Source organism: Pseudomonas sp. 8(2025), from assembly GCF_052665325.1.
The window spans coordinates 17,980-42,722 of sequence record NZ_JBQOIE010000030.1; the positions used below are offsets into that span (position 1 = coordinate 17,980).

At 67.3% G+C, this 24,743-nt stretch carries 20 protein-coding genes; 7 read left to right on the plus strand and 13 right to left on the minus strand.

Translation table 11 applies throughout. From position 1 onward, the window contains the following. Nucleotides 1–83 precede the first annotated feature (83 nt). Nucleotides 84–1,826, plus strand: coding sequence for an amidohydrolase (locus ACUXVH_RS30600; protein ID WP_019093758.1), 1,743 nt, complete (start codon nt 84–86; stop codon nt 1,824–1,826). A 101-nt stretch (nt 1,827–1,927) separates the two neighbouring features. Continuing rightward, nucleotides 1,928–2,665: a TorF family putative porin gene (locus ACUXVH_RS30605; RefSeq protein ID WP_019093757.1), complete on the plus strand. Its 738-nt coding sequence runs from the start codon at nt 1,928–1,930 to the stop codon at nt 2,663–2,665. A gap of 224 nt (nt 2,666–2,889) precedes the next feature. On the opposite strand, the gene ACUXVH_RS30610 is transcribed toward ACUXVH_RS30605, so the two are convergent. The 3 genes from ACUXVH_RS30610 to ACUXVH_RS30620 form a co-directional block, all read right to left on the minus strand. After that, nucleotides 2,890–3,858 (minus strand): Gfo/Idh/MocA family protein, encoded by a 969-nt coding sequence (locus ACUXVH_RS30610; protein WP_176707109.1) that lies wholly within the window; start codon nt 3,856–3,858, stop codon nt 2,890–2,892. A 17-nt stretch (nt 3,859–3,875) separates the two neighbouring features. Next, complete coding sequence (locus ACUXVH_RS30615; protein ID WP_065363316.1) at nt 3,876–4,763, minus strand: Dyp-type peroxidase; 888 nt, start codon at nt 4,761–4,763, stop codon at nt 3,876–3,878. Between the two features lie 290 nt (nt 4,764–5,053). Continuing rightward, nucleotides 5,054–6,091, minus strand: a complete 1,038-nt coding sequence (locus ACUXVH_RS30620; RefSeq protein ID WP_011061981.1) for an AraC family transcriptional regulator — start codon at nt 6,089–6,091, stop codon at nt 5,054–5,056. Between the two features lie 260 nt (nt 6,092–6,351). On the opposite strand from ACUXVH_RS30620, the gene ACUXVH_RS30625 reads away from it, so the two are divergent. Further along, nucleotides 6,352–7,296: a SphA family protein gene (locus tag ACUXVH_RS30625; RefSeq protein ID WP_041118944.1), complete on the plus strand. Its 945-nt coding sequence runs from the start codon at nt 6,352–6,354 to the stop codon at nt 7,294–7,296. Nucleotides 7,297–7,522: 226 nt separating this feature from the next. Here ACUXVH_RS30625 and ACUXVH_RS30630 read toward each other — a convergent pair whose 3' ends face one another. The 8 genes from ACUXVH_RS30630 to ACUXVH_RS30665 all read right to left on the minus strand — a co-directional run bounded on the left by ACUXVH_RS30630 (nt 7,523) and on the right by ACUXVH_RS30665 (nt 17,391). Beyond that, the gene (locus tag ACUXVH_RS30630) at nt 7,523–8,728 is read right to left on the minus strand and encodes a DSD1 family PLP-dependent enzyme (RefSeq protein WP_169893271.1); all 1,206 of its coding nucleotides are present in this window, start codon (nt 8,726–8,728) and stop codon (nt 7,523–7,525) included. Nucleotides 8,729–8,813: 85 nt separating this feature from the next. Continuing rightward, the gene (locus ACUXVH_RS30635) at nt 8,814–10,142 is read right to left on the minus strand and encodes a D-arabinono-1,4-lactone oxidase (RefSeq protein ID WP_172621769.1); all 1,329 of its coding nucleotides are present in this window, start codon (nt 10,140–10,142) and stop codon (nt 8,814–8,816) included. A gap of 86 nt (nt 10,143–10,228) precedes the next feature. Continuing rightward, nucleotides 10,229–10,636 (minus strand): c-type cytochrome, encoded by a 408-nt coding sequence (locus ACUXVH_RS30640; RefSeq protein WP_011061985.1) that lies wholly within the window; start codon nt 10,634–10,636, stop codon nt 10,229–10,231. Nucleotides 10,637–10,833: 197 nt separating this feature from the next. Then, nucleotides 10,834–11,655, minus strand: coding sequence for an energy transducer TonB (locus ACUXVH_RS30645; protein WP_065363315.1), 822 nt, complete (start codon nt 11,653–11,655; stop codon nt 10,834–10,836). Then, nucleotides 11,652–12,098 carry a protein TolR gene (tolR, locus tag ACUXVH_RS30650; RefSeq protein WP_053152573.1) on the minus strand — a complete coding sequence of 149 codons (447 nt, stop codon included), beginning with the start codon at nt 12,096–12,098 and terminating at the stop codon, nt 11,652–11,654. The genes ACUXVH_RS30645 and tolR overlap by 4 nt, the downstream gene beginning before the upstream one ends. Before the next feature lie 16 nt (nt 12,099–12,114). Beyond that, nucleotides 12,115–12,825 carry a protein TolQ gene (gene tolQ / locus ACUXVH_RS30655; RefSeq protein WP_011061988.1) on the minus strand — a complete coding sequence of 237 codons (711 nt, stop codon included), beginning with the start codon at nt 12,823–12,825 and terminating at the stop codon, nt 12,115–12,117. An 81-nt stretch (nt 12,826–12,906) separates the two neighbouring features. Continuing rightward, nucleotides 12,907–14,829 carry a phytase gene (locus ACUXVH_RS30660; protein ID WP_065363314.1) on the minus strand — a complete coding sequence of 641 codons (1,923 nt, stop codon included), beginning with the start codon at nt 14,827–14,829 and terminating at the stop codon, nt 12,907–12,909. 39 nt (nt 14,830–14,868) lie between these two features. Beyond that, nucleotides 14,869–17,391: a TonB-dependent receptor gene (locus tag ACUXVH_RS30665; RefSeq protein WP_065363313.1), complete on the minus strand. Its 2,523-nt coding sequence runs from the start codon at nt 17,389–17,391 to the stop codon at nt 14,869–14,871. 455 nt (nt 17,392–17,846) lie between these two features. On the opposite strand from ACUXVH_RS30665, the gene ACUXVH_RS30670 reads away from it, so the two are divergent. From ACUXVH_RS30670 to ACUXVH_RS30685, 4 genes are all read left to right on the plus strand, one after another. After that, nucleotides 17,847–18,761, plus strand: coding sequence for a GGDEF domain-containing protein (locus tag ACUXVH_RS30670; protein WP_011061991.1), 915 nt, complete (start codon nt 17,847–17,849; stop codon nt 18,759–18,761). 9 nt (nt 18,762–18,770) lie between these two features. Beyond that, a complete protein-coding gene (locus ACUXVH_RS30675) occupies nt 18,771–19,808 on the plus strand; it encodes an AraC family transcriptional regulator (RefSeq protein ID WP_065363312.1) in 1,038 nt (345 codons plus the stop codon). A 183-nt stretch (nt 19,809–19,991) separates the two neighbouring features. After that, nucleotides 19,992–21,617, plus strand: coding sequence for an NADP-dependent glyceraldehyde-3-phosphate dehydrogenase (locus tag ACUXVH_RS30680; protein ID WP_065363311.1), 1,626 nt, complete (start codon nt 19,992–19,994; stop codon nt 21,615–21,617). A 106-nt stretch (nt 21,618–21,723) separates the two neighbouring features. Then, nucleotides 21,724–22,767: an FUSC family protein gene (locus ACUXVH_RS30685; RefSeq protein WP_065363310.1), complete on the plus strand. Its 1,044-nt coding sequence runs from the start codon at nt 21,724–21,726 to the stop codon at nt 22,765–22,767. Here the strand turns inward: ACUXVH_RS30685 and ACUXVH_RS30690 are convergent. Both ACUXVH_RS30690 and moaB read right to left on the minus strand, forming a co-directional pair. Further along, entirely contained in the window at nt 22,764–23,969 is a 1,206-nt protein-coding gene (locus ACUXVH_RS30690) for a molybdopterin molybdotransferase MoeA (protein WP_065363309.1), read from the minus strand. The two genes, ACUXVH_RS30685 and ACUXVH_RS30690, sit on opposite strands and share 4 nt — an antisense overlap. Then, on the minus strand, nt 23,966–24,505 hold the full coding sequence (gene moaB, locus ACUXVH_RS30695; RefSeq protein ID WP_015636134.1) for a molybdenum cofactor biosynthesis protein B: 540 nt from the start codon (nt 24,503–24,505) through the stop codon (nt 23,966–23,968). The genes ACUXVH_RS30690 and moaB overlap by 4 nt, the downstream gene beginning before the upstream one ends. Nucleotides 24,506–24,743: the final 238 nt, after the last annotated feature.

Here is a 24,743-nt window from a genome sequence, read left to right on the forward strand (position 1 = left end):
AATGTTTTTCGTGAAGCAGCCGTTCTGCCCGCTGCGGGCAGTCCCTAAGCTGGCGATCAGACGCAATAACAAGGAAATGTTCAATGAAAAGATTGACCCCCACGCTGTTACTGGCCGCCATGAGTTTTGCCTCGTTGGAAGCCATGGCCGCCGCCGACCTGGTGCTGCTCAACGGCCAGGTGTTCACCGCCGACCGCGCCCAGCCCAAGGTCCAGGCCCTGGCGGTGGAGAACGGCAAGGTCCTGCAAGCCGGCAGCGATACGCAGATCAAGGCACTGATCGACAGCCACACCCGGGTCGTCGACCTGGGCGGCAAGACCCTGATGCCGGGCCTGATCGACACCCACTCCCACGCCATCTTCGGCGGCCTGGAAATGACCGGCGCCAACCTGCAGGACGAGGTGGTCAGCCTCGACGAACTGGAAAAACGCCTGCGCGCCTGGCGTGACGACGGCAGCGCCCGGCATGCCGACGTGCTCAGCATCGCCGGCATGAGCTCGGCCTACTGGGCCCAGGCCCAGGCCCTGGGCCAGCGCTTCAACCAGGGTGAATGGGCCAGGGTACCGGTGGTGTTCACCGGCAGCGATCACCATACCGCCTGGGCCAATGACTTCATGCTCCAGCGCGCCGGCATCGACGCCGCCCTGCTCAAGAGCCTGCCCGAGGCCGAACGCGGCACCATCGGCCAACTGCCCGACGGCCGCCCCAACGGTTTCCTGGTGGACGCCGGCTGGGACCGGGTGGCCGCGAAAATGCCGGTGCCGGGGCCCGAGCAGATGCTGCGCGCCGCGCAGTCGGCCCTGCACTACAACAACAGCCTGGGGATTACCGCCTGGATGGACCCGGCCGCCAACGCCGCCCCCGGCGAAGCGCTGTTCGCCCTCAAGCCCACCGAGCACACCGTCGGCGTGCTGCCGGCCTACAAGGCCCTGGCCGAGAGCGGCGGGATGACCGCCCATGTCGCCGCCCTGCTGGTGGCCAACCCCCGCAGCCGGCCGGCCGACCTCGACACCCTGGACAAAGTGCGCCAGCAGTTCCAGGGCATTCCCAACCTGACCCTACCGGGCATCAAGATCTTCGCCGACGGGGTGATCGAATACCCGGCGCAGAGCGCAGCGATGCTCGAGCCTTACAGCAACTCGCACAAACCCGGCGAACTGCTGATCGACCCGGCGCATTTTGGCGAACTGGTCAGCGCCATCGACCAGCGCGGCTGGCTGGTGCACATCCACGCCATCGGCGACCGTGCGGTGCGTGAGTCGCTGAACGGCATCGAGCAGGCGCGCAAGGATCGCCAGAGCGGCATCAGCCACTCCATCACCCACCTGCAGATGGTCAACCCCAAGGAGTTCGCCCGCTTCAAGCCGCTCAACGTGATTGCCTCGATGCAACTGCTCTGGGCCTCGGCCGACGACTACACCCTGGACATGATCAAGCCCTACGTCAGTGCCCTGGCGTTCCGCTACCAGTACCCGGCGCACTCGCTGCTCAAGCAGGGCGCGACCATCGCCGGCGCCAGCGACTGGCCGGTGTCGTCGCCCAACCCGTGGAACGCCATGGCCCAGGCCATCACCCGCCAGGGGCCACTGGGGGTGCTCAACGCCGACGAACGCCTGGACCGCGAAACCCTGTTCTATGCCTACACCCAGAATGCCGCGCGCACCCTGGGCCTGGAACAGCAGATCGGCTCGCTGACGGCCGGCAAGCAGGCCGACTTCATCGTCCTCGACCGCGACGTGTTTACCGTGGACGAAAAGGCCCTGCATGAAACCCAGGTGCTGCAGACCTGGTTCGCCGGCCGCGAGATCTACAGCCGCCCACTCTGACCCCGCGCCACCGTTGCACCGCCTGCCCCGCGCCCTGGTGACGCCGGGGTACGGCGCCGCCTTGCCCGCTCCCCCATAACAATCACAACAACGGGATACCCATGAAGACCCTCACCCTGCTCACCCTGGGCGCCGTGTGCCTGCTGCCGCAGGCCGGCCACGCCCTGCCCCTGACCGACGACCTGGCCGTGGAGCTGGAGCTGACCCTGGCCAGCGACTACCGCACCCGCGGCATCTCCCAGACCCAGAACGACCCCGCGGCCCAGGCGGCCGTGACCCTGCTGCACAGCAGCGGCCTGTACCTGGGCACCTGGAGCTCCAACGTCGATTTCGGCGGTGGCCTGAAGACCCGCCAGGAAGTCGACTACTACGGCGGCTGGCTGTGGCAGGCCAGCGCAGACATCAGCCTGGACCTGGGCTACCTGAAGTACAGCTACCCCCGGGAAGCCCAGTTCAACCAGAGCGAGGTGTACGGCATCCTCAGCGTCTACGGGGTCAAGCTGGGGGCCTATTACTCCGACGATGCCCCCGGCATCGACAGCCAGCAGAGCACCCTGTACCGCTACCTTGGCTACGAGACCCGACTGCCCCTGGAGCTGGGGCTGCAACTGCGCTACGGCCAGATGGACTTCAAGGACCCGCGGCTGATCCGCGCCTCGGGCCAGGGCGAGGACAGCTACCACGAATGGGAAGCCAAACTGACCCGGGAAATGGCCGGGCTGGAACTGGGCCTGAGCTACATCGACACCGACCTGTCCCGCAGCCAGTGCACCAGCAACTACGGCTTCAGCGACCTGTGCGGAGCGACCTGGGTGGCCAGCATCAAGAAGACCTTCTGAATGCCCATCCCGAAGGCCACCTTCGCTGGCAATGCCCCCCACAAATCCCGTAGGAGCCGGCTTGCCGGCGAAGGGGCCCGAAAGACTGGCACCCGCCTCAAGGCCGCCTTCGCTGGCAAGCCAGCGCCTACAAAAGCCCGCAGGAACACGCCGGCAATGCGCCCCACAAACCCCGTAGGAGCCGGCTTGCCGGCGAAGGGGCCCGACAGGCATGCGCCCTGGGATCAGCCGCGCTGCAGGATGCGGTCCATCACCCGGTCGGTCTTCAGGGCTTCGCTGGCCAGGGCCGGGTGCCGGATCTGGCCGCGGATATGGGCGTTCATGCCCTGCACGTGATGCCACTGGATGTGCGCGGGGTTGTCGATGAACAGGTTCAGGGTCTCTTCGGCTTCAAGTTGCAGCGGATGCTCGTCGAACACGGAAAAAGTGATGCGCCCCTGGCTGCCGATGATTTCCACCCGGTCTACCCGGCGGTCGGCGACGAAGTTCCAGGCGCCGCTGCCCAGCGCCCCACAGGCGAAGCGCCAACTGGCGCTGACCGCATCCTCGGCGGCATACAGCCCGGCCTGGCGGGTGCTGAAGCCGGCCACCTCGACGATATCGCCCAGCAGGTACTGGAACAGGTCCAGGCCATGGCTGGCCAAATCGGCGAAATAACCGCCGCCGGCCACTTGCGGGTCGGTACGCCAGTTGGCCGCACCGCTGCGGTCGGCCTCGGAGGCAGCCTTGCTCAGGCTCCAGTGCAGGTGCCGGACCTCCCCGATACGCCCATCCGCCAGCCATTGCCGCACCTGCGCAAAGCGCGGCAAGGAACGCCGGTAATAGGAGACGAACAGATGCAGCCCGGCCTGCTCGAAGGCCTGCTGCATGGCCAGGCTTTGCCCGGCATGCAGGGCCATGGGTTTTTCCACGCAGCAATGCTTGCCGGCGGCGGCCACTTGCAGGCTGTAGGCGTAATGGCTGTCGGGGGGCGTGGCGATGTACACCGCGTCCACCTCGGGGTCGTCGATCAGGGCCTGGGCATCGGTATACCAGCGGGCGATGCCGTGGCGCTGTGCATAGTCGCGCACCGCCTCGGCCCGGCGGCCCATCACCGCCACCAGCGCCGACCCCGGAACCTTGTAGAAGGCCGGACCACTCTTGCGCTCGGTGACACTGCCGCAACCGATCATGCCCCAGCGCACGGTCCGCAGCGGCTCGGCCCCGGTGTTCATTTCGACGCTTGCAGCGCGCGCAGGTCGAGCTGGCCGTTGTGCAGCGGCGGGCACCAGTAGTAGCCCCCGGTGATCGGCCGGCTCATGCGGTACAGGCCGTCGGTGATGCCGTCTTCCAGGCCGCTCATGCGCCGCAGTTGGGCTTCGAAGGCGTTCAGGGTGTGGCCGAAGGCAAGGAACATCAGGCCACCCTTGTCACCTTCGATCCACGGCATCGAGCGGCGCACGAGAAAGGCTTCCGGGGCGAAGCTTTCCTGGGCGGTGCGCTTGACGTGGGCCGAGACCGGCGCGTCGTCCAGTTCTTCGTTGTCGCTCAGGCGCCGGCCCATGATGTGGTCGCGCTCTTGCTGGTGCATCGCGGCAAAGCCCTGGAAGTCGTGCTGCCACTGCTGGATCGCGGCAAAGCTGCCACCGCGCAGGCCGTCTTCGCCCTCGGCCAGTGCCGCGGCCACGGCGGCTTCGTCCTGAGGGTTTTCGGTGCCGTCTTCATAACCGGTGAGGTCGTGGCCGGTCTTGTGGCGGAAGGTCTCGTTCATGCCGACCAGGCGCAAGGCCGGGGCCAGGGCGACCGCCAGCTCGTTGCTGCGGTGCAGCAGCTCGCCGCGATCATCACCGTGCAGCCAGACCCACAGCGCGTGCTGGGTCGAAGGGTTGTCCACGCCCACGCCGGTCAGCGCCGGGAACGCCTTGAGCCCCTGCACTCGCGCGCCCAGGGCCTTGACCAGCGACGCGCCAAAACCTGCCACCGCCGTTGCGCCATCCACCCGTGCCAGCAACTGGTCGAGGGCCCGGGGCAACGCCTCGATGGACTCAAGGGCAAAGAACAGGTGGCGGGCCTGGGACGGAACGGGTGCAGCGAGGATGCCGGGCTGGTAGTAACTCATGGGAACTCCTGAATAAAGGCGCAGGAGTTTACCGCCATGGACTGCCGGCGTCAGCGTCGAAACGGGCAAGGCTTGTCGCCGCTTGCGCGGCGACGTTGCAAGGCCGTGGTGAAAAGGCCGGGCCGGGGTTGTGGAGCCGCTGCCGCAGGCTGAGAACGGCATGGGCGGCATTGCGACGCAGCAGACGCGGGGATCTTGAGGCCGCTCAAGGTTCGACGGGAGATCGCCAAGCAAGGCCCTGCGGGCCTTTGCGCAGCCTCGCGGGCTCGGCAGCGGCTACAGGGCGGCCTTCAATGCAGCGCCGCCTCTTCGCGAAAGGCGCTGGGGCTCAGCCCGGTCCAGCGCTTGAAGGCCCGGCGGAAGCTGCGCACGTCGCTGTAGCCGACCTCTTCGGTGATGCGTTCGATGGACAGCTCCGGGTTGCCCAAGAGGTTCAGGGTTCGCGCCTGGCGCACCCGCTCCAGCAGCGCCTCGAAGGTCAGGCCGTGTTCGGTCAGGCGCCGGCGCAGGGTGCGCCCGCTCATGTTCAAATCCCCCGCCACCTGCTCGATATGGCTGCCGGCCCGCAGGTCCCGGCTCAGGGCGCGCTCCACCGCCTGGATCAGGTCCATCTTCTGGTGCACCTGGGCGCTTTCCAGTTCCAGCAGCTTGAGCGCCTGGCGCAGGGCCACCGGATGATGATTGGGCAGCGGCGCCTGCAACCAGCGGGCCTCGATCACCATGCGCGCCTGCAGGCAGCCGAACTGCACGTGGGGGCCCAGCAACCGGGTATAGAGCTCGGCATAGGCCGGCGCGGCGTGCATGAACTCCACCCGCAGGGCCTGGAAATCCGCGCTGACCAGGGCCCGGCCATAGATCAGCAGGCTGGCGAAGAACTCTTCCGCGGCAAATATCTGCACCTCGCCGTAGGGCAGGCGGCATTGCAGCTCGACAAAGAACTCTTCGCCCTGGCGCCCGACATCGGCGCTGACGATGGTGCCGGAGGTGTGCTGATGGCGGATGCCCAGCTCGAAGGCGTCGCCCAGGGTCCGGCACAACGACAACGCATGCCCCAGCAGGCCCAGGGTGCCCAGCACATTGCGGCTGCCGACCCAGAGCCCCAGGCCCTGCTGCGGCAGCGCCGCCAGGGCACGTTCGATCATCGCCACCGCCTGGCGGTAGGAGATGCGCAGGGTCGGGTCCTGCAGGTCGTCCAGGGTAAAGCCCAGGCCGCGACACAGGCGCTCGGCGCTGACGCCCTTGGCTTCGGCGACATCCGCCAGGGTCTGCAGCAGGAAGGGTGAAACCAGGGCCAGCTGGTCGTGGGCATCGGCGGCTTTGATCTGCATGGGAGTGGGCTTCCGGGCCGCTTGAGCGGCTGTTTTTATTGTCGGTCAGGCACCGGTGCCAAGGCTTCACCGGCGGTTCAAGCATATCCCGTTGCCTGGGGTTTTACGGGGGAATGTAACAAAGCATTGCAAAGTGTCCGACAAAGTCCCCCTCCCTGTCCGCCAATACCCTGCCCCGCGCCCGGCCCAGGGCTTATTTCTATGGGGCGGGCGGCGTGCCTGCCGCCGCGCCCCCACTAACAATAAGAATGAGCCCAACCATGCACCCGACCCGCCTCACTCGCTCCCTGCACCTGGGCGTGGCCCTGGCCGCCTGCGCCAGCCTGAATGCCCAGGCCACCGAATCCGGGGTCGACAATATCGGCCCCGGCACCGACGGCTTCTACGTGCTGCCCCTGAGCCCCGACCAGCTCCCGGAGCACATGTTCGCCTTCAACCTCTACTACAACCATTACCAGGCCAGGAAGCTCGACATCAGCTCCTTTGGCGGCAAGGTCCAGGAGGTCAGGATCACCTCCGACGCGATCATCCCGCGCCTGGACTACCTGAGCCCGCTGCGGGTCCTGGGCGGGCGCCTGGGGGGCTACGTGGCCCAGCCCTACCTGCGCCAGCAGGTGTCGCTGTACGGCCAGAGCGACCGCCGCGAAAGCATGGGCGATACCACCTTCGCGCCGATCATCCTGTGGGACATGGGCCCCGACCTGACCCTGGGCGCGGCCTTGGAAGTGACCCTGCCCACCGGGCAGTACGATGCCGACCGGCTGGCCAACACCAGCAACAACTTCACCACCTACAAGCCGCTGTTCTCCATGACCTGGCTGCCCAGCGAGCGCACCGAGCTGTCGTTCAAGAGCACCTACAGCTTCAACCAGGAAAACCACGCCACCCACTACCGTTCCGGGCAGATCTTGCACTTCGACTATTCGGCCAGCTACCGCCTGACCGACGACCTGAGCCTGGGGCTCAACGGCTACTACCTGAAGCAGACCACCGACGACAAACAGAACGGCAAGACCGTGACCTTCATGGGCGAGGACGTGAGTGACGGGGTGCGCGGGCAAGTGTTCGCCATCGGCCCGGCGCTGCACCTGCGCTTTCTCAAGTACGCCAGCGCCGAGATCCGCTGGGCCAAGGAGTTCGATGTGGAAAACCGCCCCGAGGGCGACATGCTCTGGGCCAAGCTGACCATTCCCTTTGCCCTGTGAAACCCGCGGCAGCCTGAAGCTGCTGCGGGCTCGGCGGGAGATCGCCAGGCAAGGCCCTGCGGGCCTTTGCGCAGCCTCGCCGGAGCTCGGCAGCGGCTACAGGCGGTTGCCGGGACGCGTTTCGTGTAGCCGCTGCCGCAGGCTGCGAACGGCCCGTAGGGACGCGGCGTTCTTAAGGCCGACAGCGCTCCGACGGAGGATCGCCAGGCAAGGGCTATACGTGGGATCAGTACACCGGCCAGCGTTCGACGATGCGCCCGCCGCGCAGGGCCAGCAGGTCGCCAAACTGCAGCAGTACCGCTTCGCTCTGCTGCGGGCGCAGGAAGACCTGGTCGTCCACCTGCAAGCCCACGGCGCGGGAGCCGTTGACCATCTCCTGGTTGGAGCTGCGACCGAACAGCTCGTTGCTCTGCAGACCCGCCGGCGATTCGAAATCCGCCAGCCAGTGGCCGCCATAGATGAAGAAGGTCTGGCGCTGGTTGCGGTCCCACCAGGAGAACAGCCGCGACTTGTCGTCCAGGGCCGGGATCCGCACCGGCCCGGTACTCTTGAGCACCGGGGTGGCGATAAAGGCGGCCGGCACGTGCTGCTCCAAGGACGCCAGGTCGTAGTGGCTGGGCTTGAGCAGTGCGGTGCCCACCGACACTTCGCTGCTCAGGGACTCCTGCTCGTGGCGGCGGTAGCTGGGGCTGCCGGCGGTATTGAGGGTCAGGCCGGCGTGCCACAGCGCCGGGTACTGCTGGCGGGTGAAGTCGACAAAGCCGTTGTAGAGCGCCATGACCTGGTCAAACAGGCTTTGCGGCGAGCCCAGAATCCCCGGCACGCCCATGTCGACAAAGGGGTCGTAGCCCATGAACCCGGCAAACTCCAGGTGCTGCGGGTGGGCGCTGATCAGCGCCAGCATCTGCCCGAGCACGGCATGGTCCGCCACGCCGCCACGATGCAGCCCCACATCCAGTTCGATGTTGATGCGCATCCGCGTGCCCAGGCCCTGGGCCAGCGCCAGGTACTGCTGCAGGCGTTCGGGGGTATCGAGCAGCCATTGCAGTTGCCGGCGCGGGTCGAACGGCCCCTTGAGCTGCTGGTAGAACAGCTCGACGGCGCGGATCGGCAGGGGCTTGCCCAAGAGGATATCGGCGTCGGCAAATACCTCGGCGTCGTGGTTGAGAAACGGCTGGTGGAAGGACATCAGGCGCCGGGTACCGGCGCGCTGGGCGATGTAGGCCAGGAGCCCGGGCGATGGCAGGGATTTTTCCACCAGGCGCAGGTGCTTGCCGCCGCGCTGCACCGACTGCATGACCACATCGATGTTGTGGTCCAGGCGATCCAGGTCGATCAGCATCACCGGTTGCATCGGCCCGTGGGCCTTGAGCTCGCGATTGAGCTCGGCGAAGTACGGGCTGTAGGGCAGGCCCCGGTCGCCGGGCCGCAGCCAGGCGCCGACACCGGCCAGCAAGACTCCGGCCCCCAGGGTGCCGGCCATGAAATGACGACGGTTCATTGTGCGCATCTCCTGTTCACGCCACACCCAGCACCGAGGCCAAGTGGGCGTTGATGAATTTGCCTTGCGGGTCCAGTGCCTGGCGCACCCTGGCGAAGGCTGCCCATTGCGGGTACAGCCCCTGCAGGGTGCGGGCGTTGAGGCTGTGGTGCTTGCCCCAGTGCGGGCGCCCCTGGTACTTCCAGAAGATCGGCTCCACGGCGGCGAAGAAGTTGTGGTGGTCCATGCTGTAGTGCTGGTGCACCGAGATCGAACAGCTGTCGCGACCTTCGAACATGCTCAGGGGAATGTCGTCGGCCTTGACGTAGCGGTACTCGATGGGAAACCAGGTGCGCAGGTCCTTGTCGCGGATCAGCGCGAGGATTTCCCGCAGGCACGCCGGCCCCAGGTGCGCCGGCACCGAGTACTCCATTTCGTTGAAGCGCACGCTGCGCACGTTGGCGTAGATCTGGTAGGAATCCCCCACCCGCTCATCGAAGCGCGCCAGCCAGCGCAGGCTGTTGAGCAGGTGGCGGCGGGTCTCGGGGAAGTCGCTGACGTACTTGTCGAGGTTTTCGATCAGGTTGACGAACTCGTTGCCGCCCTCCTCGGCCGGATCGGTGGGCGGGGTCGGCGGTTCCGTGGTTTCGTTCAGGGCCACCGCCAGGGCGTAGTCGGAGTGGGTGACCACGAGCATTTCCCAGTGCTGGTTGTCGCGGGTCAGGTTGTCCATGTCCTCCAGCAGTTCCTCGGTCTTGCCGATCCACTGTTTTTCCCGCAGGCGATAGGCCTCGCGGTTCTGCAGGCGCACCCGGGTCGCCACCCCCAGCGCGCCGAGGGACACCCGGGCGACGTGGAACACCTCGGCGTTGCGCCGGGGGTCGCAGTCCAGCACTTCGCCGCTGGCGGTCACCAGTTGCAGCCCGCAGACCCGGGACGAATAGGAACCGAAGCCGACCCCGGTGCCGTGGGTGGAAGTGGCAATCGCCCCGGCCAGGGTCTGGTAGTCGATATCCGCCATGTTCCACAGCGCCTGCCCCACCTCCTTGAGCGCCGGGCCCATCAGCGACATGGGCGTGCCGGCGGCGAATTCGGCTTGCAGGGTCTTGGGGTCGTGGTCCAGCAGGCCGTTGAAATAGGCCAGGGACAGCAAGGTGCCGTCGGTGGGCACCAGGGCGCTGAAGGAGTGCCCGGCACCCACCGGGCGGATCTTGCCCGGGGCCTGGCGGACCACCTGGCGCAGTTCATCCAGGTCCTTGGGCGCCAGCCGCGCCTGGGGCAGGCAGCTTTGCGCGCCGGACCAGTTGCGCCAGGGAATCAGCCGCGGGGCGCGGGCCAGTTCGGCCAGCAGCGGGTTGCTGCACAGCGCGCTGAACGCGCCGAGGGCGCCGGCCCCTTGCAGCAGCCGGCGTCGGGAAAGGTGCATGACCATGAAGGGGGAACCTGTGCTTTTTATTGGAATGAATGGCCGGACATGAAGCTGATCAGGGCCAGGAACTGCTCTTCGCTGCACTGCATGCACTGGCCCATGGGCGGCATGCCCTGGTAGCCGTTGATGCTGTGGTCCAGCAGGGTGTCGGCGCCCTGGGCCAGGCGCGGCGCCCAGGCCTTGGCATCGCCGGCCAGGGGCGCGCCGGAGGCCGGGTTGGCATGGCACAGCTGGCAGCTGCTGGCGTAGACCTGGGCCAGGGCCGGGTCGGCCGGGCTCTGGCGGGCGGCGTCGAGGCGCACGGCAGCAGGCGGTTCAGCCTCGCCGCAGGCGCTCAGCAGCAGCCCCAGGGCCAGGCCCAGGGCGCTACGAATCGGTAGCCAGGAGTGGCGCCGTAACGGGCGCGAACAGGCGGGGGTGACAGTGGGCATCGGCGGTCCTCAGTGCGGCCAGGGCAAGGGGCCCGCCCCGGCGACAGCGGCGGACCACACCCGGCCACACTAAGACACCCGCGCCCCGGGGTTGAGGGCATTGGCGGCCAGCCAAGGGGACAGGCTCGGCCAGCCAGGGCGCGCACGGTCAGCCAGAGGCTGCCTGCATGGCAACGGGCCCATGCCTGCCCCGCGCCTTACTTGATCCGGTAGTGGAAGGTGTTGCGCACCGCCGGCACCGTTACCGCCTGGCCATCGATCAGCCGCGGCTGATAACGGAAGGTCGCCACCGCTGCCAGGGACGGGCGCATGAACAGGGGGTGGCAACCGTCGATGACCTTGGGGTTCTCCACCCGCCCCTGGGGGTTGACGCTGTATTCCACGGTGCAGTCGCCTTCCAGGTTCTTGTCCAGGGCCCGTTGCGGGTAGTCCGGGGCCTCCTTGCTCAGGGGCTGGTACTGGCGACTGTCGGCCGCCGCCTGGGCCGCCTGCTGGCGCGTGCGCTCGGCAGCCAGCCGCGACTGTTCGGCACGCTGGGCCTGCGCTTGTTCCTGGGCCACACGTTGCTCGGTATCGCGCTGGCGCTGCTCGGCCTCCAGGCGCTCGCGCTGCTGGCGCTGCTGCTCCTGCACCTGCTCACGTTTCTTGTCTTCCACCCGCTTGCGCGCCAGGGCCGCCTGCTCCAGCTTCTGCGCCTGTACCTGGGGGTCAACCCGGGGCCTGGCCGGCTCCGGCGCAGCCGCGGGTGGTGGCGTTGGCGGTGGCTGTGGCGCCACCTCGGCCACCGCCGGCAGCGGTTCCGCGGGGGCGGCAGGCGGCGCCAGCATCACCAGTTGGGTGGTCAGTACCGGCGGCGTCTCGACCTGCGGCTTGTCCACCGACCAGCCCAGCGCCAGCGCCCCCAGCACTCCGGCGTGCAGGGCCAGGGCCAGGCTGGCCGCCAGGCTGTTGCGCCAGAAGCCGGACGCCTCGGGCCGCAGGGGCATCGCGGTGGGGTTGTGCATGATCATCGCCGTCATTGCGGGGCCTCGGTCACCAGCCCCAGGTTGTGTACCCCACCCTGCTGCAACGCGGCCATGGCCGCCACCACGCTGGAATAGGCGGCGTCCTGGTCGGCGCGGATATACACCTGGGTGTCGCCGCGCCGGGCAATCACCTGGGCCACCTTGGCGCGCATCTGCTCAAGGTCCACAGCGCTGTCGGTCTGATTCCGGGTGTCCAATTCGCTGCCCAGGTTCCAGTAGTAGCCGCCACCGGCCTGCACCGACAGGGTGAGGATCTGCTGGCGGCTGTCGGTGGCCAGGGCTTCGCTGGCGACCTTGGGCAATTCGATCTTCACCCCCTGGGTGAGCATCGGCGCGGTGACCATGAAGATCACCAGCAGCACCAGCATCACGTCGATGTAGGGCACCACGTTCATTTCCGCCTTGGGTCCGTGCTTGCGTTGCGGCCGGGTCAACATCGGCTTGCTCCTTCTCTCAGGCGGCCACGGCCAGGTGGCTCGGGGTACCCTGCAAGGTGCGATGCAGGCGTACTTGCAGTTCATTGCCAAAGGCGTAGTAGCGGGTCAGCAGGGTCTGGCTGCGGGCCGAAAAACGGTTGTAGGCAATCACCGCGGGAATGGCCGCGAACAGGCCGATGGCGGTGGCGATCAACGCCTCGGCAATGCCGGGGGCCACGGTGGAAAGGGTCGCCTGCTGCACCTGGGACAGGCCGAGGAAGGAATTCATGATCCCCCACACGGTGCCGAACAGGCCGATATAGGGGCTTACCGAACCCACAGTGGCGAGAAACTGCAGGCCCTTTTCCAGGCGGGTTTCCTGCTCGCTGATGGCCACGTACAAGGCCCGTTCCACACCCTCCAGCACCCCTTCTCCGGCACCGCCGGGCTGGCCGCGCAGGTGGCTGAACTCCTGGTAGCCGGCGGCAAAGATCGGCTCCACGCCGCCTTCGGCGTCGCTGCCCTTGGCCACTTCGCGGTACAGCGGCAGCAGCTCGGGGGCGGCGCGAAAACGCTGGATGAAAGCCTGGAAGCGCTGCTCACGACCGCGCAGCACGGCGCCACGCTGGATGATCAGGTACCAGCTGAGCAAGGACGCCAGGAGCAAGGTCAGCATCACCGCCTTGACCAACAGGCTGGCATCGCTGATCAGCCCCCAGATGCTCATGTGTTCGAGTGTGGCCTGCATGGTGGAACTCCTTCTCGGGTGCCCGCCTGGGCTGGCGGGGCTATTCGATGACATTCAAATGACAAGGTGATGACCGCCGGCTCAGGGCAGCTTCAGGGCCTGGGTGACCTCGGCCCAGGGCACGAACTTGAAGTTCTGGGTCTGCTCGGGCATGCGCTTGCGCCCGTCCTGGACCACCAGCAGGCCCTGGTTCCAGGGCCCGCCGAGGTTGGCCGAGGTGACTTCCAGGCCATCGGTTTCCGAAGCGCCGTCGATCCCCGCGCGGGCGTTGAGGCTGACCCGGAAGGCGCCATGGGAAGCGAACGGCGGTTCGGCATCCAGCACCAGGTAGCTGTCGTTGCCCTGGCTGGAAATCACCAGGTAGTCGCGGGCGTTGCTCTGGTACAGGGCCAGGCCCTCGACATCGGCCTGCAACAGGCCGCCGACCTTGATCACGCTGTGCAGGGTCGCCGGCTGCTCGGGCCGGGCATCCAGCGCCCACACGCCAACGTCCTCTTCACCGAGGAACAGGCGCTGGCGCTGGTCATCGGCGACACAGCCCTCGGGCTGGCTGGCCACCTTGAACCGGCGCACCAGCTCGCCCTGGGCGGTGCCGCCAGGGGCGCTCAGGCGGTACTGGACGAAGGTACCGTCCTTGTCGTTGGCAATGGCGTAGATCTCGCCACTGGCCGGCTGGAACAGGCAGATGCCGTAGATTTCCTTGAGCGGCGTGGGCACCTCCCCGGCCTCGCTCAGCTCGCCGCTGGCGCGGTCGATGGCGAACAGGCTGAGGCTGTTGCGGTCGCGGTTACTGGCCACGGCCAGGTCCACACGGCGCTCGCCGAGCTGGAAGTTGGGCCGCACGTCGACGTTGTTCAGGCGCCCCACTGCCAGCTCCTGCAACAGCTTGCCCTGCAGGTCGTAGGCCAGCAGGCCCTGCTTCTTGTTGGTGCCCAGCACCCGGCTCAGGGAGGGCTGCTGCGGGTGGACCCAGATCGCCGGGTCATCGGCGGCATCGCCCTGGCGCCCCACCGGCTCGCTCTGTGCCGCCGCCTGTACGGTGGGCAATACCGGCGGCAGGGCCACCGGGGTGGCCTGCCAGTTCAACTGGCCCTGGTACAGGCGCCCGTCCTCGTCATCGCGCAGCAAGACCTGCAGGCCTTTGTCGCTGGCGCGCAGGGCGATGTTTTCCGGTTCCTTGAGGCCGGCCAGGGGCAACGTGGCCTGGGCCACCCAGCCTTTTTCCTGCTGCTGATAGAGATGCAACTGCGCGGCCTTCGGGTCCAGGCCCAGCACCCCGCCCGGCACCAGGGCCATGGCCCCGGCGCTTTTCCTGATGTCGCCAAAGGGCGCGCGCAGGGCCACCGGCTGGCGCGCGGTGTCGGCTTCGGCATGGGCCGGGTAGGCCCACCAGCCGACATTCTGTTCATTGACCAGCAGTTGCTGGGCGGCGTCGTCCACCTGGCAGAACTTGGCCTCCGGCGGCAGGGGCAGGCCACGTACCCGCTGCGGCTCGGCGCTCAGTTGCGCGCCGTGGCCCACCAGCCACTGCTCGCCCTTGCCCTCCTCGCCCACCAGGAACAGGAACAGGTTGCTGGCCTCGTCGCGGTACAGGCACAGGCCGTTGACCGGGTAGTCCCGAGTGGGCAGGTACAGCGGCTGGCCCCAGGTGCGGCTGGCCGGGTCGAGGCTCACCAGCAGTGCCTGCTGGCGCTGGTTGTCGAGGCTGACCACCAGCAGTTGCCCACCGGCGGCGCGGCTGTCCAGGCCGTTGAACGAGCCCTTGAAGCGGGCCAGCTGGCGGCCCTGTTCGTCCACCAGCAACAGGCCTTCGCGCTCGCTGGCCAGCAGCCGGTCGGCGCCTGTGCCGGCGGGCACGAAACCCAGGCCGGTAACGCCCGGGGTCTGCTCGGCCCAGGGCTTGAGGTTCAGGCCGGGCACGCTGGGGGCAGCCAGGGCGGCGCCACAGGTCAAGCCAATGCACAGGGCCAGCAGGCGGTTTCTTGCGGTCGATACAGTGCTCATCACAATCCTTGGGTGTGCGGTCGGGCAAGGGCCCGCTACTTAGAAATGGGTGAAGGTCAGGCCGAGCTTGTAGGTCGGGCCGTATTCCTCGTACTGGGCGTTGTAGGAGCGGTTGCCGGTGTAGACGAAGTACGGCTGGTCGGTGAGGTTCTGCGCCTCGAAGCTCAGTTGCAGGTTCTTGGTCAGGGAGTACTTGGCGCTGAAATCGACGAAGGTCTGGGCATCCACATGCAGGTCGTGGGCCTTGTCGCTGATGGAGGCCAGCTCATAGAGGTAGGCCGATTTGTAGTTGGCCGACAGGCGCAGGCTGAGCTTGTCGTCTTCCCAACCGAGCATCAGGTTGCCCACGGTGTCCGACTGGTTGGGCAGGTCGATGTCGCGCTTGCGGTTGACCCCGGCCTTCTGGTCGAAGCCCTCGATGCTCGCACTGGAGCGGCTGAAGGTGCTGTTGGCGCCCAGCAGCAGGCCGTTCCACGGCGCCGGCAGCCAGTCGAATTTCTGCGAATAGGCCAGTTCCAGGCCGTACAGCTTGGCGCTGTCGCCGTTGGCGAAAGTGTGCGCCTCGGAGAACCCGCTCCAGGCGCCGGTGCCGGCCAGGTCGGTGTTGTAGACGAAGTTCTGGATGTCCTTGTAGAACACGAAGGCCGAGACGGTGCCGGCGCGGCCCATGTAGTGCTCGATGCCCAGGTCCAGGTTGCTCGACTCCAGGGGCTTGAGGTCGGGGTTGCCGAAGGTCGCCTCGTCGCCGTCGATGACAAAGCCCGGGGCCAGTTGGCCGAAGGTCGGGCGCACCACGCTCTTGGTCCAGGCCGCGCGGACCTGGGTGTTCTTGTCCAGCTGGTAGCGTGCGTGCAGCCCCGGCAGCCAGTGCTGGTAGCGGCGTTGGGTGTCGGTGGCGGTGAAGGCGCCGTCGGTGACCCCGGTGCCCTTGGCCTCGAACTCGGTACCCTCGTAGCGCAGGCCGGCGATGAAGCGCCAGTCGTCGATGTCCAGGGTGTTCATGAAGTAGCCGGCGTTGATGTCTTCGCGGATCTTGAAGTCGTTGACCCGGGATTCTTCCTCGTCGTAGAAGGCCGCCTGATTCAGGCCGCCGATCAGTTGCTTGATGGCGCCGCCACTGATGCCCGGGCCGAAGCGGCCAAGGGAATAGTCCACATTGCCCTTCTGGAACTGCCCGAGGTTGAGCTGCTGGTCGGTAAAGCCCAGGGTGTCGAAGTCCTTGTAGACCCAGGCTTCCAGGTCGTTGTCCTTGTTGCGCCGGCTGACTTTGCCGCCGAACTTGAACTGCGCGGCGTAGCCACTCAGGTCATAGTCCCGGGCCAGGTCCAGGCGCAGGTTTTTCTCGGTGTCGGTGGTGTTCTGCTTTTCCCAGTCGACCTTGTCCAGGGTGAAGTTGGCCGGGTCATAGAAACCGGCGCCGATCACCGGGCGCGGCTTGCCGTTGTCGTAGAAGCCGCTGTCGGAAAAATCGCTGTTGCCCTTGAAGGTGGCCCCGGCGATATGCGCCGGGCTGTCTTCGCTGGAGCGGCTGTAGCCGGTCTGGCCGCTGAGGGTCCACAGGCCGAGCTGGCGCTCGCCGCCGAACACGTAGGACTGGATCTCCTGGGTTTCCTCGCGCTGCTTGAGCTTGCGCGAGGCTTCGGCATCGCCGCGCTCGCCGGCCGCCAGGGGATCGGCGAACTCGATGCTGGTGGAGTTGCGGGTCTCGCTGTCCTTGTAGCGGCTGTACAGGGTGCGCAGGTAGTAGCTGCTGCTGTCGTCGGGCTTGTAGTCGAAGTTCAGGCCGCCACCGGCGCGCTCGCGGCTGATGGCGTAGTCGCGCTGCTCGAATTCCTGCAGCTTGGCGCCTTGTTCGAAGTCCCAGGCGCCACCGGTCTCGACGTTGTCGGAGCCGAAATCGCGCTTCTGCCAGCTCAGGGCCGCGGCCACGCCGAAGTTGTCGACGCCGTCGCCGAGGCTGAAGCGGTTGCTCGCCGCGCCGGAGAATTTCGGGCTGGCCTGTCGCGTGTTCTGGTCGTAGCTGGCCTCGCTGCTGCCGGTGTAGAACAGGCCCTTGTGGTCGAAGGCCGAGAGGCTTTTCACATCCACGGTGCCGCCCAGGGAGTTGGCGTCCATGTCCGGGGTCAGGGTCTTGATCACTGACAGCGACTGCACCAGCTCCGAGGGCAGTACATCCAGGGCCACGGCCCGGCGGGCGCTTTCCGGCGAGGGCACCAGGGTGCCGTTGATGGTCACGCTGTTGAGGTCCGGGCCCAGGCCGCGCACGCTGACAAAGCGCCCTTCGCCCTGGTCGCGCTCGATGCTGATGCCCGGCAGGCGCTGCGCCGCCTCGGCGACGTTCTGGTCCGGCAATTGGGCCACGCCGTCGGCGTGCACCACGCTTTCGATGCTGTCCGAGCGCCGCTGCTCCTTGAGCGCCTGGTCGATGCTGGCGGCCTGGCCCACCACTTCCACATGCTCGGTGGCCGCAGGTTCCGCGGCGCTCAAGCGTTCACTGGCGATGGCCATGGCCAGCGCGGTCAAGGTAAAGCTGACAAGCCCGGGACTGCTGCGCTTGTACATGTTGGTCCTCCCCCAAGAGTCCGCTAACGCCGGGCAAGAGGCCCGGCAACTGGGAGGGCACGCTAGGGTCGGCGAATGACGGTTCTGTGACAGGCCTGGGCGGCAACGGGCCAAAACGCCCCATTGCCCGGCTTTCGCCCCGGCAAATGAGCTGAATTGACCCCTATCCCCCGCCAGGCGCAGGTCTTGCGGGCCTCTTCGCCGGCAAGCCGGCTCCTGCAGATCAGTGGTGCACCCGCCGCCCCGTAGGAGCGGGCTTGCCCGCGAAAGCCATCCCCCGCCAGGCGCAGGTCTTGCCGGCCCCTTCGCCGGCAAGCCGGCTCCTGCGGGCCGAAAAAAAACGCGTTCGCCGTGAGCTGATTCGACCTCACGCCGGGTTTCCCCGGCGTCACCCCCCTGTCACAAACATCTGCTGTGCTGGCGCCCTCTCACTCCTGGCAAAAAGGATCGCGGCCATGTTCTCCGTGCTCAAACCCCACCGCTGGAAACTCGCCGCGCTGTTGCTGGCGGCCAATGCCGGGCTGCTGCTGCACCTGGCCTGCGGCAGCCTGAAATCGGTCAGCGAGTGGCAGTGGCTGGACATCATCGGCGAAGGCGGCTCGGCGCTCCTGGCCCTGGTCTGGCTCGGGCTGGTGCTCAAGAGCCGCCCCGCCGGGCGGGTCACCAACTACCTGGCCCTGGGCCTGAGCTGCATTTTCTTTTCCTGGTGGATCGACAGCCTCGACGAGTTCATCCGCCTGCCCGACAGCATCACCTGGGACCACTGGCTGGAGTCCGGGCCGATGCCCATCGGCATGATCCTGCTGACCATCGGCATCTACCACTGGCACCGAGAACAGCTGGCCATCAGCGCGCAGATGGAAAAGAAGGAGCGACTGTTTCGCGAGCATCGCCAGTTCGACAAGCTCACCCCCCTGGCCGGCGCCGACTACCTCAAGCGCGAGCTGGCCAGCAGCCTGCAAGACAGCCGCCGCCAGCAGCAGCCGCTGTCGCTGCTGGCCCTGGACCTGGACCACTTCGCGGCGATCAACCAGGACTACGGCCATGCCGAAGGCGATGCGGTGCTGCAGGCCCTGAGCCATGTGCTGCTGCTCAACCTGCGGCGCCAGGACCTGCTGTGCCGGCTGGCCGGCGACCGCTTCGTGGTGCTGCTGCCCAACACCGGGGAAAGCCAGGCACGGCTGCTGGCCCTGGAGCTGCAACAGGCGGTGCAGGGCCTGGCACACAAGACCCGACAACACGGCGAGCGCCTGCACCTGGCGGCCAGCACTGCGGTGGTGATGGCCCTGGAGGAAACCCCGGAGGGGCTGCTCAAGCGCCTCAACCTGGCCCTGGCCCGGGCCAAGCAGCCCCTGGCAAAAACCGCCTGAGGCGCCGTCATGACCGTGAAGACCAGTTGGTACGAAGCCGATACGCGGTTTATCCCCGGGCACTATCAACCGGCAGCGCTGATCGACCTGGCGCTGTCCCGGGACATCGACAGCCACCGCCTGCTGCGCGGCACCGGGCTGTTCCACGAGGACATCCTGGCCGGCCAGACCCGCCTCAGCCCGCAGCAGTTCCTGGCGCTGATCGGCAACGGCCGGCGCCTGCTGGATGCCGACGACAGCAGTTTCCTGTTTGGCCAGCGCCTGCTGCCCGGGCACTACGGCGCCGCCAGCCATGCCCTGCGCCATGCGCAGAACCTGCACCAGGCCCTGGACGCCCTGGTGCAGCAGCAGGCGCTGCTCAGCCCCCTGGCCAGCCCGCGCCTGGTGCTGGACGAGCATCACGCCTACTGCTACTGGCTGGACAGCTGCGGCGCCGGCGAGCACTGGCGGTTCCTCCTGGAAGCCAGCATGACCTCGCTGGTGGCCATGAGTCAGTGGCTGGCCGGCCAGCGCCTGCCCTGGGAATGCAGCTTCAGCCACAGCGAGCCGCGCTACGTCGAGCAGTACTGGGTGCACCTGGGGGAACAGACCCAGTTCCTGCGGCCCCTGGACCTGATGCGCATCCCCCGGCAATACCTGACCCGGCCCTGGCCCGGGGCCTCGGCCACCGCCGGCCAGGTGGCGCGCCTGGAGGCCGGCGAGCACCTGCGCCAACTGGGGTTTGCCAGCAGTTTCCTCGACACCCTGTACCGCTACCTGAAAACCCAGGTACGCCACACCCCGAGCCTGGAGCAGGCGGCCCAGGATTTCGCCATGAGCCCGGCCACCCTCAAGCGCAAGCTGAGCAAGCACCACAGCGGCTACCAGCAACAGGTGGACCGGGTGCACAAGCACGTGGCGCTGTACCTGTACCAGATCAAGGGCTGGAGCAACGAGGCGGTGGCCGAGTACCTGAACTTCAATGACCCGGCCAACTTCCGCCGGTCATTCAAGCGCTGGACCGGCAGCACCCCGAGCTTGATCCGGCAGTTGCTGGGCAGCGGCTGAAACGTTTAATCTCGAACCACGACCGCTGACGCGCCGCGGGCCCGCACAGGGGCGCCGCGGGCCGTCGCGCTCGGGCGCCCGGTGGAAAAACCGCTAAAGCGCCGGGCCATTAAGGCGTATAAACCATGGAGCGATGCCGTCGCTGTCACCGCGCCGGAGCCATTTCCAACACGGGGTAGAGTCATGACCACAGCCAATCTATTGAGCCACCTGTTTCCTGCCGCCGCCGACATCCCCGAAGCCTTTCGCCTGCCCGACCCGGTGGAGCAGCGCGACTACCTGGTGGACGGTGAACTGCGCACCTGGAACGGCCCCCTGGCCCAGGTCCGCAGCCCGATCTACCTGAGCGGCGCCGACGGCGATACCCAGGTGATTCTCGGCAGCACCCCGCTGCTGGACGCCGACACCGCCCTCACCGCCCTGGACGCCGCGGTGCGCGCCTACGATCGCGGCCAGGGCGCCTGGCCAACGATGCGCGTGGCCGAGCGCATCCAGCACGTGGAAGCCTTCCTGGCGCGCATGCGCGAACAGCGCACGGCGGTGGTCAAGTTGCTGATGTGGGAAATCGGCAAGAACCTCAAGGACTCGGAAAAGGAGTTCGACCGTACCTGCGACTACATCGTCGACACCATCGGCGCGCTCAAGGAACTGGACCGGCGCTCCAGCCGCTTCGAACTGGAGCAGGACACCCTCGGCCAGATCCGCCGCGTGCCCCTGGGCGTGGCCCTGTGCATGGGCCCCTACAACTACCCGCTGAACGAGACCTTCACCACCCTGATCCCGGCGCTGATCATGGGCAACACCGTAGTGTTCAAGCCAGCCAAGCTCGGTGTGCTGCTGATCCGGCCGTTGCTCGAAGCCTTCCGCGACAGCTTCCCGGCCGGGGTAATCAACGTGATCTACGGCAGCGGTCGCGAAACCGTCAGCGCCCTGATGGCCAGCGGCAAGATCGACATTTTCGCCTTCATCGGCACCAACAAGGCCGCCAGCGACCTGAAGAAACTCCACCCCAAGCCCCACCGCCTGCGCGCGGCCCTGGGCCTGGACGCGAAGAACCCGGGGATCGTGCTGCCCGATGCCGACCTGGACAACGCGGTCAGCGAAGCCCTCACCGGCTCGCTGTCGTTCAACGGCCAGCGCTGCACCGCGCTGAAGATCCTGTTCGTCCACGAAGCCGTGGTGGAACGCTTCATCGAGCAGTTCAACGCCAAGCTGCAAGCCCTCAAGCCGGGCATGCCCTGGGAACCGGGGGTGGCCCTGACGCCGCTGCCGGAGAACACCAAGGTCGACTACCTGCACGCCCTGGTGGCCGACGCCCAGGCCCACGGCGCCAAGGTGGTGAACGCCCACGGCGGCGAGGCCCGGGCTTCGTTCTTCTACCCGGCGGTGCTGTACCCGGTGACCCCGCAGATGCGCGTCTACCACGAGGAGCAGTTCGGCCCGGTGGTGCCCATCGTGCCCTACCGCGACCTGGACACCGTGATCGACTATGTCCTGGAATCGGACTTCGGCCAGCAACTGAGCCTGTTCGGCAGCGACCCGGCCGAGATCGGCCGGCTGGTGGACGCCTTCGCCAACCAGGTCGGGCGGATCAATATCAACGCCCAGTGCCAGCGCGGCCCGGACACCTTCCCCTTCAACGGCCGCAAGAACTCCGCCGAGGGCACGCTGTCGGTACATGACGCACTGCGCACCTTCTCGATCCGCACCCTGGTGGCAACCAAATTCCAGGAGCGCAACAAGCAACTGATCAGCGACATCATCCGTAATCGCGAGTCGAGCTTCCTGACCACCGACTACATTTTCTGAGGGAGCCCCGAGCGTTCGCCCTGGCGCGAACGCCCGGCCCCTGCCGCCAACCGGAGGAACCGATCTGGGCCCGTTTAAACACCTGCGGGGCATCACCCTGCCACCTTTGCTGCGCCGCCTGCTGCGTCCCGTGCTCGACCCGTACCGGCGCTACCGTCACGCCCGACTGATCCACGCGGTGCGGGTCGCCCTCGGCCTGATCGCCACCATCGTGCTGACCACCGGCCTCAACCTGCCCCACGGCGAATGGGCCTCGGTGACCATGCTGGTGGTGATCGGTGGCCTGCAGCACCACGGCAACATCGGCAAGAAGGCCGCGGAACGGGCCATCGGCACCCTGGTGGGCGCCGGGGTCGGGCTGGTGCTGGTGGTGCAGCAGGCCTACTTCGGCCACCCCTGGCTGACCTACCTGGGCATGTCGGTGGTGTGCGGCTACTTTTCCTATCACGCCATCGGCAAGGGCGGCTACACCGCGCTGCTGGCGGCGATCACCGTGTTCATCGTCGCCGGCCACGGTGACAACCAGGTCAGCGACGGCCTGTGGCGGGCGGTGGACATCCTCATCGGGATTGCCCTGGCCCTGGCGTTTTCCTTCGCCATTCCGCTGTATGCGGTGTACTCCTGGCGCTACAACCTGGCCAGCGCCCTGCGCGACTGCGCGCAGTTGTACGGGCGGATCATCAAGGGCCAGTCGGTGACCGACGACGAGCACCTCAAGCTCCTGGGCCGGGTCAACAGCGCCATGCTGCAACTGCGTTCGCTGATGCCTTCGGTGTCCAAGGAAGTACGGATTTCCATGACCGAGCTGGACGCCATCCAGCGCAACCTGCGCATGTGCATCAGCACCCTCGAGATCCTCGGCAACACCCGCCCCGATGCCAGCGACCCGCAGGCCATGGCGCAGATGCAACTGGCGCTCAAGGCCGAGCACCGGCAGATCCGCGTGCAACTGATCGGAATGGCCCGGGCCCTGCAATCGGGGGTCACCCAGCGCCTGGAGAAATCCGTGGAAGGCCACCCCGAAAACGCTCTGGAGGCCCCGGTGTATTCGGCCCTGGATGGTTACCGGCTGCTGACCCGGCAACTGGCCGCGACCCTCGGCGAGATGCACCAGCGCCTGGCCAAGAGCGCCCGGCACTGGAAGATCTAGAACAGCTCGCTGAAAGGAATGAAGGGCGCCCGATCCCCTGCCTGCAAGGTCCGGCCCTCGACGATTTCCACCAGGCCATCGGCCCAGGAAGCCCCCAGCAACACCCCGGAACTCTGGTTCGGATAAAGCACGGCGCGGCCGTTCTCCAGGCGCGCTCGCAGGTACTCGCGGCGCTTGCCGGCCTTGGGCCAAGCGAAGGCCACAGGCACCTCGACGCTCAACGGCGCCACCTCCTGTACCCCCTGCAGCCGCAGCAGGTAGGCCCGGGCCAACAGGCCGAAGGTCACCAGTGCCGAGGCCGGGTTGCCCGGCAGGCCGATCACCGGCACCTGGCCGAAGTAACCCACGGTCAGGGGCTTGCCGGGCTTGATGGCGAGTTTCCAGAACAGCGGCCGGCCACTGTCCCTGAGCACCTGCCCGAGGCAGTCGGCATCCCCGGCGGAAACGCCGCCGGTGGTCAGGATCAGGTCCGCGCCATGCTGCAACTGCTCCAGCCTGAGGCGGGTGTGCTGCGGCCGGTCGGGCAGGATCCCGGCGTCGATCACCTCGCAGCCCAGGGCGTCCAGCCAGTGCCTGAGCAGGGTACGGTTGCTGTTGTAGATGCAGCCGGGGCGCATGGGCATGCCCGGCTCCAGCAATTCATCGCCGGTGGACAGCAGCGCCACGCGCGGGCGGCGCACCACCTGCAACTCGGTGCAGCCCTGGGCGGCGGCCACCGCCAGTTCGAAGGGGCCGAGGCGCTTGCCGGCCTGCAGCAACACCTCGCCGGCGCTGTTCTCCTGGCCCTGGGGGCGAATGTTCTGCCCCGTTTTCAGGGCCTGGGTAAAACGCACCCGGCCGTCTTCCAGCAGCTCGACGTTCTCTTGCATCTCGACGCAGTCGGCGCCTTCGGGCACCGGGGCGCCGGTGAAGATCCGCGCACAGCTGCCCGGTTGCAGGGGCGCACCGGGCTGCCCGGCGAACACGGTCTGCGCTACCGGCAACGGTGCACCGTCCCAGTGCTGCAGGTTCAGGGCGTAGCCGTCCATGGCACTGTTGGGCCAGGGCGGCAGGTCCAGGGTCGCCACCAGGTCGGTGGCCAGCACCCGTTGCCGGGCCTGATCCACGGCCAGGGTTTCGCTCTCCGGCAGGCGCTGGGCGTCGGCCATGGCCAGCAGGCTGGCCAGTGCCTCTTCCACCGGCATCAGTGGGTTCTGGCTCATCCCCGGCTCTCGCAGGCCTGCACCGGCTTGAGGTGCGGCACGAAGTTGCATGGCCGGTGTCGGGCATCCAGCTGCTCGGCGAGGATGCCTTCCCAGGCGGTGCGGCAGGCCCCGGTGGAGCCCGGCAGGCAGCACACCAGGGTGCCGTTGGCCAGCCCGGCCAGGGCCCGGCTCTGCACCGTGGAGGTGCCGATATCGAGAATCGAGATGGCGCGAAACAGCTCGCCGAAACCGTCGATGTGCTTGTCCAGCAGGCAGCCCACGGCTTCCGGGGTGCTGTCGCGGCCGGTAAAGCCGGTGCCACCGGTGATCAGCACCACCTGGATGCGCTCGTCGGCGATCCAGGCCGCCACCTGGGCGCGGATCTTGTACAGGTCATCCTTGAGCAGGTTGCGCTCGGCCAGGCTGTGGCCGGCCTCCAGCAGGCGGCTGACCAGCAGTTGCCCGGAGGTGTCAGTGGCATATTCCCGGGTATCGCTGACCGTCAGCACGGCCATGTTCAAGGGTACAAACAACGCATCCGACTTCACGCTCATGTCATTCTCCGACCGGCAGGCTAAAAATCATGAACCCAGGCTAAAGGCCCGCCGACGCGGCTGTCTAATCGTTCTGGCTGACCGGATTATCGATGCGCTCTATCATCCTGCCGGGCCCTGCCGGGGGCCGATAAAGCCCGTCAATCGGCCATTCAACACTTCCGATTGGACGTACCCGAAGGACAATGCCATCGTTTGCGCCACCTACTTGATATGCGTCCTGCCATGACCCCGACCC

Coding starts and splice junctions, on each gene's coding strand:
- ACUXVH_RS30600 (WP_019093758.1), top strand. CDS start 84: ATGAAAAGATTGACCCCCACGCTGTTACTGGCCGCCATGAGTTTTGCC.
- moaB (WP_015636134.1), bottom strand. CDS start 24,505: ATGAGCGTGAAGTCGGATGCGTTGTTTGTACCCTTGAACATGGCCGTG.
- ACUXVH_RS30690 (WP_065363309.1), bottom strand. CDS start 23,969: ATGAGCCAGAACCCACTGATGCCGGTGGAAGAGGCACTGGCCAGCCTG.
- ACUXVH_RS30605 (WP_019093757.1), top strand. CDS start 1,928: ATGAAGACCCTCACCCTGCTCACCCTGGGCGCCGTGTGCCTGCTGCCG.
- tolR (WP_053152573.1), bottom strand. CDS start 12,098: ATGTTGACCCGGCCGCAACGCAAGCACGGACCCAAGGCGGAAATGAAC.
- ACUXVH_RS30645 (WP_065363315.1), bottom strand. CDS start 11,655: ATGACGGCGATGATCATGCACAACCCCACCGCGATGCCCCTGCGGCCC.
- ACUXVH_RS30640 (WP_011061985.1), bottom strand. CDS start 10,636: ATGCCCACTGTCACCCCCGCCTGTTCGCGCCCGTTACGGCGCCACTCC.
- ACUXVH_RS30665 (WP_065363313.1), bottom strand. CDS start 17,391: ATGTACAAGCGCAGCAGTCCCGGGCTTGTCAGCTTTACCTTGACCGCG.
- ACUXVH_RS30620 (WP_011061981.1), bottom strand. CDS start 6,091: ATGCAGATCAAAGCCGCCGATGCCCACGACCAGCTGGCCCTGGTTTCA.
- ACUXVH_RS30670 (WP_011061991.1), top strand. CDS start 17,847: ATGTTCTCCGTGCTCAAACCCCACCGCTGGAAACTCGCCGCGCTGTTG.
- tolQ (WP_011061988.1), bottom strand. CDS start 12,825: ATGCAGGCCACACTCGAACACATGAGCATCTGGGGGCTGATCAGCGAT.
- ACUXVH_RS30625 (WP_041118944.1), top strand. CDS start 6,352: ATGCACCCGACCCGCCTCACTCGCTCCCTGCACCTGGGCGTGGCCCTG.
- ACUXVH_RS30615 (WP_065363316.1), bottom strand. CDS start 4,763: ATGAGTTACTACCAGCCCGGCATCCTCGCTGCACCCGTTCCGTCCCAG.
- ACUXVH_RS30675 (WP_065363312.1), top strand. CDS start 18,771: ATGACCGTGAAGACCAGTTGGTACGAAGCCGATACGCGGTTTATCCCC.
- ACUXVH_RS30680 (WP_065363311.1), top strand. CDS start 19,992: ATGACCACAGCCAATCTATTGAGCCACCTGTTTCCTGCCGCCGCCGAC.
- ACUXVH_RS30660 (WP_065363314.1), bottom strand. CDS start 14,829: ATGAGCACTGTATCGACCGCAAGAAACCGCCTGCTGGCCCTGTGCATT.